This is a genomic window from Bacillus cereus (assembly GCF_002577405.1).
GTDB classification, from domain to species: Bacteria; Bacillota; Bacilli; order Bacillales; family Bacillaceae_G; genus Bacillus_A; species Bacillus_A cereus_AU.
This window is the reverse complement of sequence record NZ_NULR01000008.1, coordinates 25,062-44,801: the sequence shown is the minus strand read 5'-3', so window position 1 is coordinate 44,801 and position 19,740 is coordinate 25,062. Positions and strand designations below refer to the sequence as shown.

Genomic DNA, 19,740 nt, shown 5'->3' with positions numbered 1-19,740 from the left:
TAGAAGGAGGCGTTAGAATGGAAGCGAATATGAATACGCAAAAGGTTGGTGGAGAGAAGCCATCATTATTTGGAATGATTACTTCTCCTGGTTTGCAGTTTGAGAGAATGAAGACGAGCGAGAAAGTCTGGGGGATGTTCTTCTTAGTTGCATTGTTACAAGGGCTTGTAGGTGGTTTGACGACATATGTGGTTAATACGTCACCTGAAATGATTAAAATGCAAAAAGAACTAGGTGAATTTGCTGGAAAGAGTTCAATTACATCAGAAGTTATTTATGGAATTGGATCTGGTTTTGTTGGAAGCATGATTGGTGCACTATTTGTCGCAGCTATTTATAAAGTATTTATGATGTTCTTTGGAAATGATACATCTTATAAAAAATTATTAATGATTGTTGTATATGCTAATATTGCTCTTGTTATTGGTGGACTTATAAATGGTGTTATAGCTTTAATTCTAGATGGTGGAGCAACTCAATATACAAGTTTGGGACCGTTATTTGATCAAGGTTCAGTTGCATATGGAATCGGTAATACAATTGAAGTGTTCTATTTATGGAATTTAGTTTTAATTTGGTTAGGTTTACAAGTTACAGCAGGATTAAGTAAAGTGAAAGCGGCTATTCCAATTATCGTCTTATTCATTATTAAAGCGGTATTCTTAGCAGCGATTGTCGTATTGATTGCAACGTTTTTACCAGGTATGCCTGTATAATATGATTGAATTAAAAGGTGGCTCTCCCAAGAGTCACCTTTTTTATTTTTACCCCTATTTCAAATACCACCAGCTGAATTTCAAATTCTGCCTAGCGTAATTTCAAATTTGGATAGTAGTATTTAAAATTACCCACAATGAACTTTCTTTTTCCTTTTTATATTGTAAAGGTACCGCGGAATAACAAAGAGGTATACCTTTTAGAAATAGGTACGATGTGAAGCCAACGACTTTTACTGAGACGGTTGCTTTGTATGAAGGTATGATTGTAAATCAAATAAAGAAGCTAGGTATTCGTCAAGATTATGAAGAGTATTATCAATGTGGTTTAATTGGTCTTTGGAATGCGTATGAAAGATTTGATGCGGAGAAGGGATGTTTCCCTGCATATGCACATGTAACCGTGCGTGGTTATATATTAGAAAGATTGAAGAAAGAATCTACTGTGCAAGAAAGATATGTATGTGTAGGTGAGTATGAGGACATTTTCCATTTTGAAGATATTGAAATGAGAGTGAAAGATTTGATGAGTGTGTTAGATGAGAAGGAGAAGTATATTATTTTGGAACGTTTTTTTGTAGGGAAGACGATGGGCGAAATCGCTTTAGAAGCGGAAATGACATATTATCAAGTAAGGTGGGTATATCGGCAAGCACTAGAGAAAATGCGAGATAGCGTAAGAGGATAAATATTAATATAAGAATGGAAGGCAAGAGATATTGCTTTCCATTCTACTAATTATTTTAAGGCAGTAAATGTAATAAGAGATTTTTAAATTGTAGTGAATCTTGCATGTTCATACGGGATAATACGTATCCAGCTTTTAATAATTGTTGCTTTAATTTATGGGGACTGATATGTATTGTAGTAGTAGTGCCATTTAAAAAATGAATTTTTGCTTTTTTGCTCTTTTTGAGAAATTCTATGTCATGTATATGGTTATAAAATAGCCATATACAGTTTGGAGAAGAAGGAGATTCTGTTGGAAAAGCACAAATATATTCCCTATGATTAATTGGAATTGGGACATTTTGTTTGAATTTAAAATTTGTTTGGACTGCATTACGTCTGCCTCGATAAGTAGAGTGAACATTGGTTAGACAAGATTTCTTTATGAGCTGGAGCGCAGTTTGCCGGGATTGTATATGATTCCCGCTACTGTCGATAAGTGTTGTGCAATAATAAGGGTGCTTGCAAGGCTCTAGCATCATTGTAGAACTTGAAATAAAAATATCATTTTCATCATTCATAACGTTAAGTCCTCCCTTATAAAAATTGATTGTAATATAATTATATTCGAATTAAGTAAATTAGTTGTTAATTTTGTGTTTCATATTGTAAATTTTGGTTGTTCGTTTACAATCAATAGATGATAGTCTTTCTAATTTGCATCGCTTGTACATATATATGAAAATAGAAAAGAGTAGGCGGTGAGATAGTATGAAGAAAAAGTATATTATTATGGTCCTAGCTGTTGTTCTCTTAGTTTATTTAGCAAGTAGTAACCCAAGCAAAGGTGAATATACGGATTGGGCAGCAAAACAATTTATGAAGCGTAATGATGTGAGTAAGAAGTTAGACGAGGTCGAGAAAGAAAATAAAGAGGATCTCCTTGGCGACTTAGCATCGGCAGGTAAAAAATTGGCAAATAAGTATGTTGGGCCACAAGTTGGATTATTAATTGACCATTATACAAAGCGAAATGATTATATTTTCTTCTCAACATATACGACCGAGTTTGATTTAGGTGGGGAAAATTATAAGTATGTTTGCGTTGGTTTTTCAAACATCTTTATCCCGATTGAAATGCCGAAGAAAAAAGACGAATCTGCAAAATGATGCAGATTCGTCTTTTTATTTATAGAGTAATTGGAACTTCAGAGACACTTCTTTCTACGAGACGTGCTCCTTTTTTTCGAGTATTTTCATTAATTGATGAAAATACAGATGAGGCAAGAATGGTATCCATTACTTGATTTACGACTTGTGCATCGATGGGTGTGATGGGATTATCGATAGAAAAAACAACTGTTTTTCCATCTTCTTTCGCGAAAATTAATTCTAGTACTTGCATACGTTATTCCCTCCTTTTTATTTATCCCGCTATTTGTGGGCTAATAATCAGTGGGGATAAACAAAACCCCCACTGATTAAATTTTTACTTTATAAGTTAGAAAGATCTGTCGTGCTTACAAGTTGTACAGCGTGAAGTGATGATTCTTGTAAGGAAGCAAGGGCATGTGCTACACCGTGTACTTTCTCTAAGTTTGCGTTTGTTTTCACACGTTTGAATTGTTTGTTCTTGAAAACTGTTTTGCCGTTCTTATCTAATCCGCTGTTTAATACAAGACGTAACGTTAAGTCCATTACGATTGTTTCGACTGCCATGTTTATCACCTCCTTTCACTATATAAATAGGGTGGGAATGTCATGTTTTGGCGTGAAATTTTATTTTTTTTTTGGTACTCTTAAAAGACTAGGAGAGGAGTTTCGGAAGAATGAATCGTAAATGGTTATTTTGGATTCCTGTATTACTATGGATGGGGCTGATTTTCTATTCTTCAGCACAACCATATCAAAAGCAGGATATGCGCTCGGATATTGAACAATATGTAAATGTTGAGTTTGTAAAAGAGCATTTTTCATGGGTATCTATCGATTACGGCGGTGGTACACCTGTTAGTATTGCAAATAAAGGTGTAGGCGGATTTATTGAGTTTTTCCTTCGTAAAGGTGCTCATTTTATGGTGTTCTTTATGCTCGGTTCATTGATGTATTATGCTTTTCATCGATCGGGTTATTCGAGAAAAAGATGCTTTATGTACGCTCTCCTTTTCGTTGCGGGGTATGCAACATTTGATGAAATCCATCAATCGTTTACAGGAGATCGTACACCGATGTGGCAAGATTCATTGCTTGATACGTGCGGCGGATTAACGGGGATTATAATAAGTAATTGGTTTTGGAATAGAAAAAGGAGCTAATCTCATTTCGAGATTTGCTCCTTTTTTATGTTTATCCCACTATTTTAGGGTAGTAAAATTCCCGGGTGGTTAAAGTTTCACTTTATACACCAAGTAATTCTTTTAATTCGTCTGTGGATAGTTCCGTCATCCAACTATCACTTGTAATGACAGCGTTGTTTAGTGATTGTTTTCGTTCTAACATTTCATCAATTTTCTCTTCTAACGTTCCTGTCGTAATGAGCTTATGAACATGAACGAATCGTTTTTGACCAATACGATATGCGCGGTCCGTTGCTTGATTTTCTACAGCTGGATTCCACCAACGGTCATAGTGAATGACATGGTTAGCAGCAGTTAAGTTTAAGCCTGTTCCGCCAGCTTTTAATGATAAGATGAAAATATCATACGTTCCGTTTTGGAACTGCTCAATCATTTTATCCCGCTCTTTCTTCGGTACACTACCGTTTAAGAAGAGGACGCGCTGACCGAATTTTTCTTCTAGCACACGTTTTAGCATATTCCCCATGCCAATGTATTGAGTGAAGATGAGGCAACTTTCATTTTGATCTTTTATATTTTCAATGAGCTCCATTAACGTTTTTGTTTTCATAGAGCGTTCAACGACATTTTGTGGTTCTTCTTCTTTTAAATAAAGAGCTGGATGATTACAAATTTGTTTTAGCTTGTTCAGCATAAGTAATATAAATCCGCGGCGCTCAATCCCGCTTAATCCTTCTACATTTTGCAATGTATCTTGAACAAGTTGTTCATATAAGGAAGCCTGCTCCCCAGTAAGAGGGCAGTAAGCTTTCTGTTCTTGTTTATCTGGTAAGTTTAATGCGACTGTTTGATCTTTCTTCGTTCGGCGCAGTAAAAATGGTGAGATAAAACGTTGAACTTGTTGGATTTTTCCTTCATCACGGTCCTTTTCAATTGGTGTGACGAAGCGGCGCTGGAATTGTCCTAAGCTTCCGAGGTAGCCATGATTAATAAAATCGAATAGGGACCAAAGCTCGGCGAGTCGATTTTCCATCGGCGTACCAGTTAAAGCGATTTTGTGATTTGCTTGTAAGTTTCGTACTGCTTTCGACTGTTTCGTATGTGGGTTCTTAATATTTTGTGCTTCATCCAAAATAACAGCGTCCCAGCATAACGAAGTCAGCTCTTCCTCATCGAGCTGAGCTAATGCATAAGACGTTAATACTACATCTGCCGACTGAAGGAAATCTTCAAATGAATCTCCCTTATCTCGGTTACTTCCGTAATGTAATTGAACACGTAAATTCGGCGCGAAACGCTCAAATTCTTTTTGCCAATTCCCAAGAACGGATGTCGGCGCTACGATTAATGCAGGGCCTGTTTTGAGATTGTTTTCTTTTGCATATAGTAAGTAAGTGATTGTTTGAATACTTTTCCCAAGTCCCATATCGTCGGCTAATAATGCCCCAAATCCAAGTTTTCGTAAATATAATAACCACTCAATGCCGTGTTGTTGATACGGACGGAGTGTTGCATGTAGGGAGGAAGGGACATCTACTTTCGGAATATCTCCGATGTGCAATAACTTTTGGAAGAGATCTTCATAATATCCGTCTAGTTCGATTTCAATATCAGTAAACGGACTATCTTCTTCTACAATTTCTGTTTCAGCAGTGTTCGATAAATGTTGCTGGAGGACATCTTTCATTTCTAGTCCATATTTATCGGCACGGTTCATTAGTTTTCTTACTTCTTCAATAAAGGCTGGATCTAGCCGCATCCATTGACCATTTATATTGAATAACCGTTTGTTTTGTTCAACGAGTTCAAAAAATTCGCTTTCTGATAAATCAATGCCGTTCGTTGAAATGCGCCAGTCGAAGTTAACGAGCGTATTCATGCCGAAGAAAGATTGTGTTTGTGCTACATTTTGCTTCAGCTGTACACGTAATTTTGGTTTTGTTGTTTTTAAATTTTGCCACCATGATGGTAGTAAAATCGTAATACCTGCTGCGAGTAATTCGTTACTTGCTTCTGTTAAGAAGTTCCACGCTTCTGTTTCAAAGAGTTCATTTCGGAACGTATCATCTTCTTTTAACCATGGTACGAGCTTACTAAAACCTTCTTGTGTTTCTATAACACGTTCTTCATAATCGTGCCATCTTTTCGGTAAAGAATCGATGTTTTCATATACATATATGCGATGTGCTCCGCGCTTTGGCGTAACAATCGTCTCAAGTTTCCACATTTCAAATTCTTCTAGTGGTTCTTGTAGTCTTAGTCCGATTGTAAACGGAAGGTCATCTTCAATATAACCAATTTTTCGAAGCCAATCTTCTTCATGAAGTGCAGTTTCCAGTTGCCTTTTCGTAAAGTCGTAATGTTCATATAGCCTTTTAGCATCTTCCCATCCATCATTTGAACGGTTATCTTGTAATATGCTTTCATTTACCGCAGACGAGAAAAGAGAAGCCAATGTGTTATCTTCGATTGGTGTATTTTGAACTTTCCAAGATGGTTGTTTCGGCCAACGTTCCATATCGGGTACGAAGCTCCCGCTTACGAAGGCATCCCATAATTCATTTGCTTCCTTTGCAAGTGCTGTAATAGGACCGTTTATTTGCATATTTGCAAAAGAGTTCATCGGTTTGTTTGCGATGTATTCAAATGCTTGTGCGTTTGTTAGCATAACACCTTGTTTTCCTTCAAATGTAGCTTCCTTTAGAAACGTGCCATAGAAGGAAGTGGAGTGCCATGTGAATGCATTTCGTTTCCAACTTGTTACGGATAATGGAGTACCGCTGTCATCTTCTCCCCAAAGGAACCAACCTTGACTAACGTGCTGGAGCCTAATTGTTACTTCAGTTTGATTGATCATCGATTAATTTTCCTTTCCGTAATTCCTCTTGTAGTGCACGCAGACGCGAATGGAGATTGGCGATGTGAATAATGAAAGCATCCCATTCATCGGTGCGCTTTAATCGTTTATATAATGTACGTAATTTCTTTAAGTAACGAACGGCACGTCTATATGATTTACGATTACGTTCTTCAATGGCTTCGGTAGCAGCAAGATGGTAAAGAGGAAGTGCTGCTTCTGGCGCTTCTTTTTCAATATCTTTCAGCGGCTCCTTTAATAGTTCAATTGCTTCAAATCCATATAAGAGATGAAGTTCTGCCCATGTGTGATACTGTTTTTTCGCGAGTACGTATTGTTCATAGTTTGCGAAACTATACGGCAGGAGTTCTTGCAGAATCATTTCGAATCCGGCTTGTTCATTTGTATGTGTTGCATATGTTTCATACATGATTACAAATAACCGAACGATATCTTTTATAAAGATTATATTTTCGTGCTCATGTATCGTTTCCTTTACTTGTTTATACGTAAAGGAAAGCCAGTTTTTCGCACGATCCCACTGCATGGTACTTAATAGCTCTTCTAACCAATAGAAGTACAGACTTACAACAGAAGAAGGCTGTTTTTTAAGTACGTCCATTGCTAATAGGTCTTCATCATTTAAAAAGAGTAGGTGAGAAGATGCTAATGCTTTGGAAAGTGGATTAATTTTCGTATCGATTCGTTTTTCTTCTTCTTGCAGTTTCTCTTTATTGTTTAAGAGTTCACTCCATATGTGACGATAAATGAAAAATCGTTCTTGTGTATAGGAGTCGGTGGAGAAGAATACTTCATGAATGAGACGAGCTGTTTCTTGTAAAATTGATTCAGACTCTGAAGGAATCGCTTCTGCTTGTAAGTCCCGAACGATGGATTCCACTTTATCTACAAATAGGCGAACGACGTTAACCGGTTGATGATAGGAATACGTTTTGTTTTCTTCGAATGCCTGAATTTCTTCTAATAATTTTTGAAAGCAATAAAGTGCCGCGTGTAGCCGGAACAATTCATGTATTGCAATGACGCGCGGAGCTTTTCGCTCGAGTTTCGTATAGAAGTCTGTAAAGATACTCATAAGAAAATACATTTGTTTATAAGTAAGCCGAGCTTGTTCTTTTTTAAATGATTCATATTCTTTTTCAAAATACGATTGCCAACTTTTATAATCCGTTTCTTCAAAAGCTGATGATTGCAATACTTGTCTTGCAGTTCGAATAGGAGGAAGGGAGGGTTTCGTATTATTTTTAAATAAAGTTAATACATCTCCTACTTGCCCGAAACTAGACGCTGCAGATAGTAACACAGCGAGCATATGCTCACATTGCGTTGGTGCGAAGCAATCGCAATAGCTTTCAGCGACATTACGAATCGGGATATGAACGCTATATACGCTGCCTTCAGCATCTACAGTTCCTGATAGCGTATAACCATCAAAGTCAACGTTATAGACAACACCACTACGATATAGGTGCCGAGCTGTAGCGACATGTTCCTGATCAGCAACTTGCTGCGGATCAAGCCCTTGAACGAACTCATTCGCAATCATCATAATTTCATCTTTCGTAATTGAGTGTTGCAGCATAATATTCCTCCGTACACATATTTCTTTCCTTTACCATTATAAACAAAAAATGCTCAAAACAGAAAAAATGAAATTTGGATTACATAAATTGAAAATCATGGTAATATATAAAATGTTAATTTTACATATTACTATATATTTATAGGGAGAGAAGTCATTTGTCAGATTTACAGACGAAATTAGGTAGTGGAATGAATAAGTTACAAGAGGGAATAGAACAAGGAAAGCAGAAGTTGCAAATTGCACAAGAAATTGCTCAGTTAAAAAAGGGAATGCAAGTGCAAATGCAGAAAAAAGCAGAAGTTTTATTAGATCTTGGACAACAGGTATATGTTCAACTAAGAGGGAACGGAGTAAATGAAGCGGGTTTAAAAGAAGTGATTGCTCCAATTCAAGAGTTTGATGTTGCTATTTATCAAGCAAGAAAACGAATAGTTGAATTGCAAAAACAACAAGGCGAGAAAGCAACTTGTGAATGTGGCGGGTCTTTATCAATAAATGATAAGTTCTGTGGTTCATGTGGAAATCCTAACCCAATGTTAGCGGTAGAAAGCAATAGTGAGAAGGAAAATTGTATTACATGTAATGAGTATATTGATAAAAACTCTACTTACTGCCCGGTTTGTGGAATTAAGCAAAGTGGGGAGTGAATAAGATGTATTGTCGCACGTGCGGAAAACAACATGGTGAAGAAGTGAATTATTGTCCTAATGAAGGAAGTATGGAGATTGCCGGGGCAGTAGATACAGTAACGTTAGAGCAAGATACTGCTAAATATTGTAGAGGTTGCGGTAATGAAAATGCTCAGCAAAATGTATATTGTCAAAAGTGTGGGCATTCTTTATTTGTTGTTAAGAAAAAAGAACAACTTGTAAAATTACCTACGATGGATAGTGCTCCTAAAGTTGCATTTACAGCAGATAAAGCAACTTTAAAAACAGGTTTAATTGGTGGGGCTATTGCAAGTGTTCTTATGTTAGTTGCTGGTTGGATTGGAAGTTTATTATTTGCTTCTATATTAAGTGAGATGTTTAGCGATCTTACGAAAGAACTGGAAATGCTACCAAGCTTCTATGCAAGCGCAACTTCTACGTTATTAAATTATCATTTGCTTGGTTTTACAGCCGGTGATGGTAGTGGAGTGATGTTATCTTTATCTTGGCATACTCCATTTGTTTTATTATTAATTGTTCCATTCATTATTTTAGCTGGTACAGGAATATGGTTAGGGAAACAAGGTGTTGCGAAGACGATTAAGGATCAAACCTTTGTAGCAGCAACAGTCGGTATTGTATATGGAATATTTTTACTTATTATAAGCTTTGTAGCATCACAATCTTTTACAATCCCATTCTCAGATGCAGGTAAGATAACAGTTGGTTATTCAGCTGTTAAGAGCTTCCTAAGTGGTTTTGTATGTGGAACGTTATTCACTTTAGTAGGATTTATTGTTCATACAAGCAAAAACAATATGGCAGCAGCGTTTCAAGAGTTAATGCCGTATGGAGCATCTATTTATTATGGGATTTCAGCCATGATAAAAGGACTTTTAGTGACAGCGGTAGTAACGTGTATTTTAGCTATGGCGTTAGTAAGTAACGAAGACAGTGTTGAACCATTAAAAGAAATGAAAGCTTCAAAAACGCAAGGAGCATTATTAGCACTAGAATTAACACCGCAATTATGGAGTATGGCTCACTTTTCTCCTTTAGAGGTATCAAGTCCAGCATTTGATCGTGAATTTAAAGGAATTAGTAAGCAATCATCTGATAACAAAATAGCCTTTTCGTTCGTATCGGGTATTTCTGTAAACGGGATTGGGATGAAGGATATAGCGATTACACAAGGAGGAACACAGGAAGATATTGCTGAGGTTGATGAAGTAAATAGCAACTTCCATTATGGTTTATTATTACTTGTGATTCCATTCTTCTTTATGTTTAGAGCAGGTAGGAAATTAGCAGAATTACCGACTACTAATATGTATATTACACTAGCGGTATGCAGCGGTTCTTACACAATTATGATGGTTGTAATGAACATAATTTCTAAGTTCCAAATTGATGTGTCTGGAAATGTAATGAATGTATTCGGAGCGAGCGGTACTGTATTATTTATGCAAAATTCATTTGTATATTTAATCTTGTTTAGTTTTATTGTGACATATGTAGCGGCATTTGTTGGAATGAAATTAGCGAAAAAGTAGGGGGAGAGCATATTGAAGTTTTGTGGAACTTGTAAAAAGCAGGTTGCAGATCATTTGAATTTTTGTCCGGATTGCGGAAGTAAGGTAGAAGAAATTGCTGATCAAACAGCTTCTTCTCATTCAGAAATGCAGATAGGAACAAAGCCAGTGAAAAGTAAGAAAAACATGTTTTTACTTATAGGTTTTGTCATTGTTTTTGCTATTTTGTTTGGCGCATATAAATTCGGTGCAAGTAAGTTTTCGAAGGAAAAGCAAGTAAATGCAATGATCGAAGCATTCCAAAATAAAGATGTAAATGCAATCGATGAGTTTGTGAAAGTAGATGATCCAAGCTTAAAGGTTAAGACAGAAGATATTAAAGCGTACATACGTTATTTAAAGGAGAATCCTTCGTACAATAAAGAATTACTGTCCTATTTACAAAAAGAGACAGTAGATCAAAAACTAGCAAAGGATAAAGCGTCCTTTAAAGATGGGCAAGTTATAGAAGATGGAAAAGAGTGGTTCTTATATCCGAAGTATAAGTTCAGCATGAAATCGTATTACATGAGTGTTAATACAACTGCAAAGAATGCGGAAGTATATGTGAATGATAAAAAAGAAACAGAACTTTCTAGTGATAAAACTTCGAAAGAGCTGGGGCCATACTTCCCAGGTACTTATGTTGTGAAAGCAACAGCGAAGACAGAACTTACTGAATTAGAAACAGAGAAAGAAGTAGATTTAGCAGATGAAAAGAGCGGGAAAGTAGAAGTGGATTTATCACTTGAAGGAGATTATGTAACCATTTCGTCTGATGAAAGCGATGCAACTGTATTTGTAAACGGGAAAAAGCGTGGGAAATTAACTTACGGAAGTTATAACCTTGGTCCTGTATCGACAGATGAAACAGTAGAAGTACATTTAGAGAAAAACACTGATTTTGGTGTCATTAAATCTGAAAGCATCAAAGTTGGAGAAGAAAGCACATACTATTTAAAATTCCCGAAAGAAGCTTCTAGTTCGGCAGTTGGAGATTTTGTACAAAATCACATTTATAATAACGTACGTGCGATTGCATTAAATGATTTTAGCTTAATTGAAAATGATTATGATAAGAGCGGTAAATCGTATAAGGAAGACCGTGATTACTTACAATATCTACACAAAAAAGGAATTACAGAAGATTTATTAACAATGGAAATGCGTAATGTAGAGCGTCAAAGTGATACGAAATATAAAGTAACGACATATGAAGAATATCATATTCGTTATGGTGATGGCTCTGTAAAATTCAAGAGCTTTAATAATGACCATATCGTTACTGTTAATGGAAATGGAAAGATATTGTACCATTCTCTTGGAGCGAATAATACGCTGAGATCAGAGGAAATATCTGGTCCAACTCGTTAACATAAGGGAGAGGCTGTTCAATTTTGAACAGTCTCTTTTTTAGGTAGCGTCGCTATTGTCAACCTTTGCCTGTGAATCGATATTTCATGTCGAACCGTTGATATATTGTAAGTTATGATAGATATAATTGGAAAATCGTTGATATATTGCGAGTAACGATAGATATATTCGAAAAATCGTTGATATAATTTCTTTTACTAATGTCCAATAAGGAGAAATAGAAAAGGATGTCACCTAGTTGAACTTTTTTGCTAGGTGACATCCTTTTTTGTAATTAGAAACGCGATTCCTTTAATATCGCTTGAACATATGGATCATTTAATATTTGTTCTATGATGGGTAACATGTTTTCTTCGAATGGAATATCAATAGGAAATGGCTTTTGAGAGCCTGGTTTTATTCCATATTGCACAATTTTGTAATGTGTATTTTCTTCATGGCTGAGCACAATTAATTTATAGCGATTGTCATCGTTTGCGAGTGAGAAGTCAATTGCGATTGCATCATATGTTACATCATCTTTATATATGTACGGTTTTGGTGTACCGACCCAGTCTACCTTTGCTTGTAAATTCATGGACGTCACCTCCTTATATGTATTATATAAAAAATAAAAGCCAGCTCTCAATAAAGAGAACCGGCTTTAGCAGTCATTGGTTATTTTAAAATTTTCACTTTAACAGTTTTGCGTCCCCATTTTTGAGCAGCGCTATCCGATCCAACTAGAACGTCGATACGGTTACCTTTAATTGCACCGCCAGTATCACCAGCGATAGCTTCTCCATAACCTTCTACCCATACTTTAGATCCTAATGGGATTACTTTCGGGTCAACAGCGATCATTTTCATGTTTGGGTTCGCTGTTAGGTCATGACCCATTGCAGTTAATACACGGCCACCATATGTGCCGCCATTTTCGCTCGGGTGAGCTGTATATGCTGTAGCTTCAACTGTTAACTCACGACCACCAGAAGGTTCGCTAGTTTCAGCAGCTTTTACTGCAGGCTTAGCAGCTGTTTTTACTGGTGTAGGTGCTGCAGCTTTAGCAGGAGCAGGCGTTTCTTGTTTCTCAATAACAGGTGCTGTACCTGTTAAGAAAGGAACATGAACATAAGCCGTTTTCCCGTTATATTCAAATTGTAACCACTCATTTTGTACTTGGTTCGTTGTTTCGATCATATCGTCTTTCTTAAGCGTTCCAAGAATTTCTGAGTTTGTGTTCGCTTCAGCACGTACATTTAATACGTTAGCTGTTACATAGTAAGAGCTTTTTGTAAACTCTGTACTTACGAATGCGTCTTTACCATTTAATTTGATTTTTGACCATCCGTTTTCTGTATTTAGAACATCTAATTTATGACCATTTAGTAATTTACCGACAACTTTTGATTCAGTAGTAGGGTTTTCTCGTACATTTAGTACGTCTGTTGTTACAACAGTTTCTGCGCTAGCAGATGATGTGAAAATCCCAAGACCAAAAACTGCTGCTGTTGCTATACCAATTAATTTTTTCATGATAGCCTCCATTGCGTTTGTTTTCGTGTCCTCATTATAGCAACAGATTTTTTCGGATTTTGGGAAAACACACAATTACAAACCATTCGTAATAAGTCGTTAACACTTTGTAATATAGCTAGAATTAGAAGGAAGCGTTTTTCATTCCATATCATTATTAGGTTTCTAGTTATATTCAAAATATTTAATGCAACATATTTTTTTCGGCGTAAATAAAAATGTTACAGGAATATTACGTAATGATTACTATACAGTTACATTCCTTGAGTATTTTACCGTTTTATGGGTAATATAGTTATATAAACATAAACATCTCGTTTGTGAAGTTATAAACATGCGCTATATACTAGCAAAAAAACCGCATAATTGTTACAAGAAGAAAGGGTTGTAAAGAACAAATCTGCCCTTTTTTACATCTGTAACACATCCTTTTTTGGGAAAATCTCTTCCCATCCGCATTTTTCTCACGCAATTTGACAGTAGTATTCCTATCTTATAGCTCTTGCAGAGTGAAAAGGTTATACGGAAGGTAAGGCTGTCCATAAGAATTCTAATTGGTGAAGGCAAAACTAAGAGAGCCGAAAGAAAATCACCGCAAAACTATAGTTTTCTATCCGATTTAACATATCGGAATTTATGTCATTTACAAGAAATGAAACATACGAAGGGGGATTTGATGAGGAAACTGACGAAAACATTTATTGTCTCATTAACATTATGTATTGCATTTACACTGTGGGGAATTATTCCCGAATCTATTATTGGAAAAGGTAGCTTAGGAAATGTAACGACTGCAATTCAAGCTGCGTTAGTTAGTAAGTTTGGTTGGTTCTATATTATTTCCGTTTCTATTTTCTTAGGAATTGCTATTTTCTTAATTGTTTCTAAGTACGGTTCGATTCGTTTAGGTAAAGATGATGATGAACCTGATTATAGTTATATGACATGGTTTGCTATGTTATTTAGTGCCGGCATGGGAATCGGTTTGGTTTTTTGGGGCGTTGCAGAACCGTTAAATCATTTATACACACCGCCGTTTGGAGAGGGTGCAACTGAAGAGAGTGCACGTCTTGCACTTCGTTTTTCATTTTTCCATTGGGGATTACATCCGTGGGGATTATATGCACTTGTAGCATTATGCATCGCGTATTTTACATTTAGAAAAGGAAGGGCAAGTACAATTAGTGCGACAGTGGGTCCACTATTTAAGGGCGGTGAACATGGCCGTATTGCCCATATGTTTGATGTTCTAGCTGTATTTGCGACAGTATTTGGTGTGGCGACATCATTAGGACTTGGGGCGAAGCAAATTGCAGGTGGTGTTAGTTATTTAACATCCATTCCGAACACATTACCGACACAGTTAGTAATTATCGGAATTGTAACAGTTCTTTATATGTTATCTGCACAAACAGGGCTCGATAAAGGAATTAAATATTTAAGTAATACGAATATTATTTTAGCGTTTGCACTTATGATAATTGTATTATTTGCAGGTCCAACAAACTTTATTATGAATTACTTTACTTCAACAATTGGTTCATACATTCAAGAATTACCAAGCATGAGTTTCCGATTAAGTCCATTAAATGAAGACGGAAATCAATGGATTCAGTCATGGACAATTTTCTATTGGGCATGGTGGATTGCTTGGTCACCATTCGTAGGTACGTTTATTGCTCGTGTATCACGCGGACGTACAATTCGTGAGTTTGTTATCGGTGTGTTACTCGTACCAACAATAATCGGTGCCCTTTGGTTCTCTGTTTTTGGAGGAACAGGTATTCACATGGAATTGTTCGACGGAGCGAATGTATATGACCAAATTAAAGAAATGGGCACAGAAGTAGGATTGTTTGCTATGTTAGATCAAATGGGTGGCGTGGGGCCGGCTTTATCTGTCCTAGCTATTTTACTTATTTCAACATTCTTTATTACATCAGCAGATTCTGCTACGTTTGTTCTAGGGATGTTAACGACACATGGTAGTTTAAACCCACCAAATCGCATCAAAATGGTTTGGGGTATTGTTCTAGCAGCGATAGCTTCGACCTTATTGTATGTCGGTGGATTAGAGGCACTGCAAACTGCGTCGATTATCGCGGCATTCCCATTTGTATTTGTTATTTTCTTTATGATTGCAGCACTATTTAAAGAGTTGCAAAAAGAAGGGCGTACGAAACAACATAAATAATAGAAGGAAAGGGGCTGATTTTATATCAGCTCTTTTTTATTATAGAAGGGATTTTACATACAAGTAAGGGAAATAAAACACATTACTATATAAGTAGTATGCCTTTTATATAAAGGAAAAACACTATATTTCGACAACATTCGATATTTCGCGAATTCAATTCGTATTTTTGACAAAAATTTGTCGGAAATGTGTTGTCACGTTTATTTATATGTGCTATATTATTTCCTGTAAGCGATTTCAAATAGTTTTAAATCGCATTCAAGGGGGACATCTAGAATAATGAAACGTTACGAAAGAAAGTGGAAGCATATTTGTTTGAAACGTGTGGCACATCGTAGTGTCCAAGAAAGCACGGAACCTAAGACTGAAACGCGCAAAGAACAGCAAGAGAAGCAATTGGTTCTACAAAAATAGCAATCACTTTTTCGTATATAAATGAAGGTCGATCGTTCGTTGGGGGATGGACGTGAAATTACTTTCAGCTAAGGGGTATTGTCTGATATATAAATTTATACGGCAATAAACAAGCACAGAGCTTACGGCGCTCTGTGCTTGTTTTTATTTTACAAAATAATAATAAGCGGGAGATGCGCTTATTATTTATCTTTTTTGAATCGAACCGTTTTATCCCAGCCGATGACTTGTTTCTTACTCTTTGCACGTAAGTATAAGATTAAGCTACGAATGAATAAGTACGTAAAGAGCTGTGCGTACGTAAAGTACATGATGACACTAATGAAAATATTAGTCGGTGTAAAGGTTCGTTCGACACTCTGTGCACTAAATAATTGCGAAACATATGTAATATATGCGACGTACCACATAAATAGTAGTGGAATACTATATTGAATCTGGAATATCCCAAGTAACCCAATTACGAACCAAACATTCGAAATGATTAGGAAAAGCCAAAATACGACATACACTAAAACTTGCTGTAAGGAATGGACGAGAAGTTTTCCTTTAAAGAAACTTAATGACGAGAACATTTTTTCTAAAATGTACAAATTCCCTTGGAGCCAACGTGTACGTTGCTTAATAAGAATTTTTAAATGCTCTGGTTCTTGCTCCCATGTAATCGATTCTGGAACGATTGGTAGGAGATAGCCTTTTTGTGTAATTCGTAATGTTAATTCAGCATCTTCTGCAATTGCATAAGGATCATAGCCGCCAAGTTCTTCTAACGCAGAGCGACGAAGAAGCATGTTTGTTCCTGTCAGTGAACCGGTTTGGAATAGTAACCAACGTCCAGATTGCATAAGGAGCTGGAAGATTTGAAATTCTAATGAAATCATTCGCGTTAGCCAGTTTCTTTTTTCATTTACAGTACGAACATGTCCAACAGCCCCAACAGCATCCTGGATTGTTTCAGCATGTTCTACAAGCATGCGTAAAGCATGTGGTTCAGGCTGGTTATCTGCATCATAAACACAGAAATATTCACCATCCGAAATACTCAGGCCATAGTTTAATACACGTGATTTCCCTTTTGGTTCACCAGGCGGGACACGAATGTGACGAATATGAGCATAAGCCTTGTCAAAATCATCACCGATTTCAGGTGTTTCATCTTGAGAGTTATCGTTTAATAAATAAACAGTTAGTTTTCCTGGATATTCAATCTTCGCCATCGCTTCTAAAGTATCTTTAATAACGACCCCTTCATTATGGGCAGGTATTAAAATATCGACGCTTGGATAATGTTCTAGTGTACGATCTTTTCGTTTACTATTTCGGTGAACTAAGCCTGCAAGTGTTAAGAAAGAGTAGTAAACGAGTAAGCCAGAGAATAGAAAGGCTGTAAAAATAAGTACGTATTTAATTGAAAATGTGATGCTGATCCAAAATACGAGTACGCAAAACAGAAGGAATAAAAGAAGTATAACGAGCGTCATCATAATAATGTCTGTCCTTTATTTCCAATTTGCTCTCTTGAAATTTTTATATCTTGGATTGCCTCAGCCGCAAGCCATTTTTCCATTTTTGGCTGTAGACGGTTCATTACTATATTAGCACCAACTTCATTTGTGTTTTGTAATAAAATGACTAATGTACTATTGTCGTATTCAGCGGCAAGGTCAAAATCAGTTCTTACAGTCTCAACTAATAAGGAAGCTACACGGTCCATAACACTTTCCTTCGTATATTTACTAAAGGAAGTGAAGTCAAAGTAAATAATAAAGCCTGTTTCATTACGACGGTCCATTGCAGTTGTTAATAACGCTTGGCGTCTCTCGAATTCTTGTCTTGTTAATAATTTTGACTCTCCAATATATTGTTCTAATGTTCTCACACGTTCAGTTAACTCTTTATTTTCATGTATAACCTTTTTTAATAGATGGGTTGAGATGTATACAATGAAGAAGTTTGCTGCCATCAAGAAGTGAGTAATAATATATTCCCATTGATCTGATGTACTCCATAAGTAAAGCCATGCTTGATAAAATAAATAGAATACGGAAATAATGGTTCCTAGTATGAAGAAAATAAATGCTTTTTTGTCAGCTAAAAATAAGAATAGTACATTTACGATTATATATATAATTGTAAAAATGAGCGCGTGCTCATATTTTGTCACATGTACAGTAGTAAAATAAAATACAATTTGTAAAATCCACATAGAAAGGATTTTATAGGATTTATCTTTCACGAAACTTGCCTCCTTAAAGATAATTCGCGTGGGATATTTGTAGTATGCACAACTATTCAGAAATGGACCATGTAGCTGAAATTCTTTTTAAGCGTGCAACATCAAATAGTATCCCTCTTTTTTACAAGAAAAAATAAACAGACATATTAATTATTGTAACATATTATCTATACATCCAGATGTAAGTGTTTGATATGTGTGAAAATTATATTTGTAGTATATAAAAAAATCTCCTCTTTAAAAGAGGAGATTTTACATAAAATTATAGGAACATCATACCTGCAACTGCTGCGTTTAAGAAATTCGCTAGTGTACCAGCGATAACTGCTTTAATCCCTAATTGTGCAATTTGCTTACGGCGAGTAGGAGCTAACGTTCCTGTTACACCTAATTGAATTGCGATAGAAGAGAAGTTTGCAAAACCACAGATTGCAAATGTTAAAATTAGATTTGTTTTTGCAGAGAACTCTGCCATGTGTGGTCCTAAGTTTGCGTATGCAACGAATTCGTTGATTGCAAGTTTTTGACCGATAAAGCTTGCTGCTTGTATCGCTTCATTTGGAGAAACACCGATTAAGATTGCAAATGGTGATAGTAAGTAACCGAAGATTAAATCAAGGCTAAGTTTAATATCGAACCAAGAACCAACCCATCCTAATAAGCCATTTAATAAAGCGATTAATGCGATGAAAGCCATTAACATTGCTGCTACGTTAATAACAAGTTGCATACCTTCAGATGCACCACGTGCAGCTGCATCAATAACGTTTGCGTCTTCACGTTCTGTAGAAAGTTCAACGTTATTATCTACTTGTTCTGTCTCTGGCATAATTATTTTTGCAATTAATAAACTTGATGGAGCTGCCATAATTGCTGCTGCTAATAAGTGTTCTAACGGAATTCCCATTGCTGCATAACCGACAAGAACTGATCCGGCAACAGCTGTCATACCACTTACCATAATAGTGAAGAATTCACTGTTTGTTAAGCGTGCTAAGTAAGGTTTGATTAAGATTGGAGCTTCAGTTTGTCCTAAAAATACAGTTGTTACTGAGTTTAAGCTTTCTGCTTTCGAAGTTCCAAGAAGTTTACTTAAGGCACCACCAATGATACTAACGAATTTCTGCATAATACCGAAATGATATAAGATTGCAACTAATGAACTAATAAATACAATTGGAAGTAGTGCTTGAATAACGAAGATAAATCCCCAAGGGCCTTTTGCGTTGACTAAATCCCCAGCAACGAATCTAATTCCCTCGTAAGAAAAATTAATTAATCCTTGAACACCGTCAGCAGCGTATTTTAAAACTGCTTTTCCAGCATCCCATCGTAATACAATAAATGAAAATGACATTTGTAATGCTAGCGCGATTAAAATTGTGCGCCAATTAATAGCTTTGCGGTTGGAAGATAGTAAGAAAGCAATTGCTAATACTCCAATCACGCCGCCAATTCCCCATAAAAGATTCATGCAGTGTATGCTCCTTCCTCATAGTAAAAAAAGTGTATAAACCAGTTGTCTATACTTTTGCGAATATAACATCTTAAGTAACTTATCATAATGGACATCGGAGGTCAAACGTCTAACGAAAAGTTTAAATAAAAAGAAAATTCTTTGAAAAAACACATATAAAA

General features: G+C 36.1%; 19 protein-coding genes. 9 read left to right on the top strand and 10 right to left on the bottom strand.

Annotation, left to right across the window (positions count from 1 at the left end; translation table 11 throughout):
• Window positions 1-17: 17 nt before the first annotated feature.
• Both COC96_RS11595 and COC96_RS11590 read left to right on the top strand, forming a co-directional pair.
• Window positions 18-716 carry a Yip1 family protein gene (locus tag COC96_RS11595; RefSeq protein WP_098269348.1) on the top strand — a complete coding sequence of 233 codons (699 nt, stop codon included), beginning with the start codon at window positions 18-20 and terminating at the stop codon, window positions 714-716.
• Between the two features lie 217 nt (window positions 717-933).
• On the top strand, window positions 934-1,404 hold the full coding sequence (locus COC96_RS11590; protein WP_098768839.1) for a sigma-70 family RNA polymerase sigma factor: 471 nt from the start codon (window positions 934-936) through the stop codon (window positions 1,402-1,404).
• 55 nt (window positions 1,405-1,459) lie between these two features.
• Here COC96_RS11590 and COC96_RS11585 read toward each other — a convergent pair whose 3' ends face one another.
• The gene (locus COC96_RS11585) at window positions 1,460-1,966 is read right to left on the bottom strand and encodes a competence protein ComK (protein ID WP_098768838.1); all 507 of its coding nucleotides are present in this window, start codon (window positions 1,964-1,966) and stop codon (window positions 1,460-1,462) included.
• 190 nt (window positions 1,967-2,156) lie between these two features.
• Here COC96_RS11585 and COC96_RS11580 point away from each other — a divergent pair, with 190 nt between their 5' ends.
• Complete coding sequence (locus COC96_RS11580; protein ID WP_098269345.1) at window positions 2,157-2,555, top strand: DUF4359 domain-containing protein; 399 nt, start codon at window positions 2,157-2,159, stop codon at window positions 2,553-2,555.
• Window positions 2,556-2,574: 19 nt separating this feature from the next.
• Here COC96_RS11580 and COC96_RS11575 read toward each other — a convergent pair whose 3' ends face one another.
• Both COC96_RS11575 and COC96_RS11570 read right to left on the bottom strand, forming a co-directional pair.
• The gene (locus tag COC96_RS11575) at window positions 2,575-2,790 is read right to left on the bottom strand and encodes a DUF2922 domain-containing protein (protein ID WP_098269344.1); all 216 of its coding nucleotides are present in this window, start codon (window positions 2,788-2,790) and stop codon (window positions 2,575-2,577) included.
• An 89-nt stretch (window positions 2,791-2,879) separates the two neighbouring features.
• On the bottom strand, window positions 2,880-3,104 hold the full coding sequence (locus tag COC96_RS11570) for a DUF1659 domain-containing protein (protein ID WP_098269343.1): 225 nt from the start codon (window positions 3,102-3,104) through the stop codon (window positions 2,880-2,882).
• A gap of 110 nt (window positions 3,105-3,214) precedes the next feature.
• On the opposite strand from COC96_RS11570, the gene COC96_RS11565 reads away from it, so the two are divergent.
• Complete coding sequence (locus COC96_RS11565) at window positions 3,215-3,700, top strand: VanZ family protein (protein WP_098269342.1); 486 nt, start codon at window positions 3,215-3,217, stop codon at window positions 3,698-3,700.
• An 82-nt stretch (window positions 3,701-3,782) separates the two neighbouring features.
• Here the strand turns inward: COC96_RS11565 and COC96_RS11560 are convergent, their stop codons facing one another.
• Together COC96_RS11560 and COC96_RS11555 are read right to left on the bottom strand one after the other, a co-directional pair.
• Window positions 3,783-6,539, bottom strand: coding sequence for a DEAD/DEAH box helicase (locus COC96_RS11560; protein WP_098768837.1), 2,757 nt, complete (start codon window positions 6,537-6,539; stop codon window positions 3,783-3,785).
• A complete protein-coding gene (locus COC96_RS11555; RefSeq protein WP_098768836.1) occupies window positions 6,523-8,142 on the bottom strand; it encodes an SWIM zinc finger family protein in 1,620 nt (539 codons plus the stop codon). Before COC96_RS11555 ends, COC96_RS11560 begins: the two co-directional genes overlap by 17 nt.
• Before the next feature lie 158 nt (window positions 8,143-8,300).
• Here COC96_RS11555 and COC96_RS11550 point away from each other — a divergent pair, with 158 nt between their 5' ends.
• From COC96_RS11550 to COC96_RS11540, 3 genes are read left to right on the top strand one after another with little or no spacing between them, the layout of a single operon-like run.
• Window positions 8,301-8,792: a zinc ribbon domain-containing protein gene (locus COC96_RS11550; protein WP_098269339.1), complete on the top strand. Its 492-nt coding sequence runs from the start codon at window positions 8,301-8,303 to the stop codon at window positions 8,790-8,792.
• Between the two features lie 5 nt (window positions 8,793-8,797).
• Window positions 8,798-10,348 (top strand): zinc ribbon domain-containing protein, encoded by a 1,551-nt coding sequence (locus tag COC96_RS11545; protein ID WP_098768835.1) that lies wholly within the window; start codon window positions 8,798-8,800, stop codon window positions 10,346-10,348.
• Window positions 10,349-10,360: 12 nt separating this feature from the next.
• A complete protein-coding gene (locus COC96_RS11540) occupies window positions 10,361-11,740 on the top strand; it encodes a zinc ribbon domain-containing protein (protein ID WP_098768834.1) in 1,380 nt (459 codons plus the stop codon).
• A gap of 274 nt (window positions 11,741-12,014) precedes the next feature.
• Here COC96_RS11540 and COC96_RS11535 read toward each other — a convergent pair whose 3' ends face one another.
• On the bottom strand, window positions 12,015-12,317 hold the full coding sequence (locus COC96_RS11535) for a DUF3910 family protein (protein ID WP_098269336.1): 303 nt from the start codon (window positions 12,315-12,317) through the stop codon (window positions 12,015-12,017).
• A gap of 80 nt (window positions 12,318-12,397) precedes the next feature.
• Window positions 12,398-13,267, bottom strand: coding sequence for a cell wall-binding protein EntA (locus COC96_RS11530; RefSeq protein WP_180234958.1), 870 nt, complete (start codon window positions 13,265-13,267; stop codon window positions 12,398-12,400).
• A 664-nt stretch (window positions 13,268-13,931) separates the two neighbouring features.
• Between COC96_RS11530 and opuD the strand changes: the two genes are divergently transcribed.
• Window positions 13,932-15,449, top strand: a complete 1,518-nt coding sequence (opuD, locus tag COC96_RS11520) for a glycine betaine transporter OpuD (protein ID WP_098269334.1) — start codon at window positions 13,932-13,934, stop codon at window positions 15,447-15,449.
• A 282-nt stretch (window positions 15,450-15,731) separates the two neighbouring features.
• Entirely contained in the window at window positions 15,732-15,866 is a 135-nt protein-coding gene (locus COC96_RS28015) for a hypothetical protein (RefSeq protein ID WP_000833067.1), read from the top strand.
• Between the two features lie 182 nt (window positions 15,867-16,048).
• Here COC96_RS28015 and COC96_RS11510 read toward each other — a convergent pair whose 3' ends face one another.
• The 3 genes from COC96_RS11510 to COC96_RS11500 form a co-directional block, all read right to left on the bottom strand.
• Window positions 16,049-17,350 (bottom strand): glycosyltransferase family 2 protein, encoded by a 1,302-nt coding sequence (locus COC96_RS11510; protein ID WP_098269333.1) that lies wholly within the window; start codon window positions 17,348-17,350, stop codon window positions 16,049-16,051.
• On the bottom strand, window positions 17,347-18,102 hold the full coding sequence (locus tag COC96_RS11505) for a dGTP triphosphohydrolase (RefSeq protein ID WP_098768832.1): 756 nt from the start codon (window positions 18,100-18,102) through the stop codon (window positions 17,347-17,349). The genes COC96_RS11510 and COC96_RS11505 overlap by 4 nt, the downstream gene beginning before the upstream one ends.
• A gap of 262 nt (window positions 18,103-18,364) precedes the next feature.
• Window positions 18,365-19,576: a NupC/NupG family nucleoside CNT transporter gene (locus tag COC96_RS11500; protein ID WP_088229891.1), complete on the bottom strand. Its 1,212-nt coding sequence runs from the start codon at window positions 19,574-19,576 to the stop codon at window positions 18,365-18,367.
• Between the last annotated feature and the right edge of the window lie 164 nt (window positions 19,577-19,740).

Coding starts and splice junctions, on each gene's coding strand:
- COC96_RS11595 (WP_098269348.1), top strand. CDS start 18: ATGGAAGCGAATATGAATACGCAAAAGGTTGGTGGAGAGAAGCCATCA.
- COC96_RS11585 (WP_098768838.1), bottom strand. CDS start 1,966: ATGAATGATGAAAATGATATTTTTATTTCAAGTTCTACAATGATGCTA.
- COC96_RS11580 (WP_098269345.1), top strand. CDS start 2,157: ATGAAGAAAAAGTATATTATTATGGTCCTAGCTGTTGTTCTCTTAGTT.
- COC96_RS11575 (WP_098269344.1), bottom strand. CDS start 2,790: ATGCAAGTACTAGAATTAATTTTCGCGAAAGAAGATGGAAAAACAGTT.
- COC96_RS11570 (WP_098269343.1), bottom strand. CDS start 3,104: ATGGCAGTCGAAACAATCGTAATGGACTTAACGTTACGTCTTGTATTA.
- COC96_RS11565 (WP_098269342.1), top strand. CDS start 3,215: ATGAATCGTAAATGGTTATTTTGGATTCCTGTATTACTATGGATGGGG.
- COC96_RS11560 (WP_098768837.1), bottom strand. CDS start 6,539: ATGATCAATCAAACTGAAGTAACAATTAGGCTCCAGCACGTTAGTCAA.
- COC96_RS11555 (WP_098768836.1), bottom strand. CDS start 8,142: ATGCTGCAACACTCAATTACGAAAGATGAAATTATGATGATTGCGAAT.
- COC96_RS11545 (WP_098768835.1), top strand. CDS start 8,798: ATGTATTGTCGCACGTGCGGAAAACAACATGGTGAAGAAGTGAATTAT.
- COC96_RS11535 (WP_098269336.1), bottom strand. CDS start 12,317: ATGAATTTACAAGCAAAGGTAGACTGGGTCGGTACACCAAAACCGTAC.
- COC96_RS11530 (WP_180234958.1), bottom strand. CDS start 13,267: ATGGAGGCTATCATGAAAAAATTAATTGGTATAGCAACAGCAGCAGTT.
- opuD (WP_098269334.1), top strand. CDS start 13,932: ATGAGGAAACTGACGAAAACATTTATTGTCTCATTAACATTATGTATT.
- COC96_RS28015 (WP_000833067.1), top strand. CDS start 15,732: ATGAAACGTTACGAAAGAAAGTGGAAGCATATTTGTTTGAAACGTGTG.
- COC96_RS11510 (WP_098269333.1), bottom strand. CDS start 17,350: ATGATGACGCTCGTTATACTTCTTTTATTCCTTCTGTTTTGCGTACTC.
- COC96_RS11500 (WP_088229891.1), bottom strand. CDS start 19,576: ATGAATCTTTTATGGGGAATTGGCGGCGTGATTGGAGTATTAGCAATT.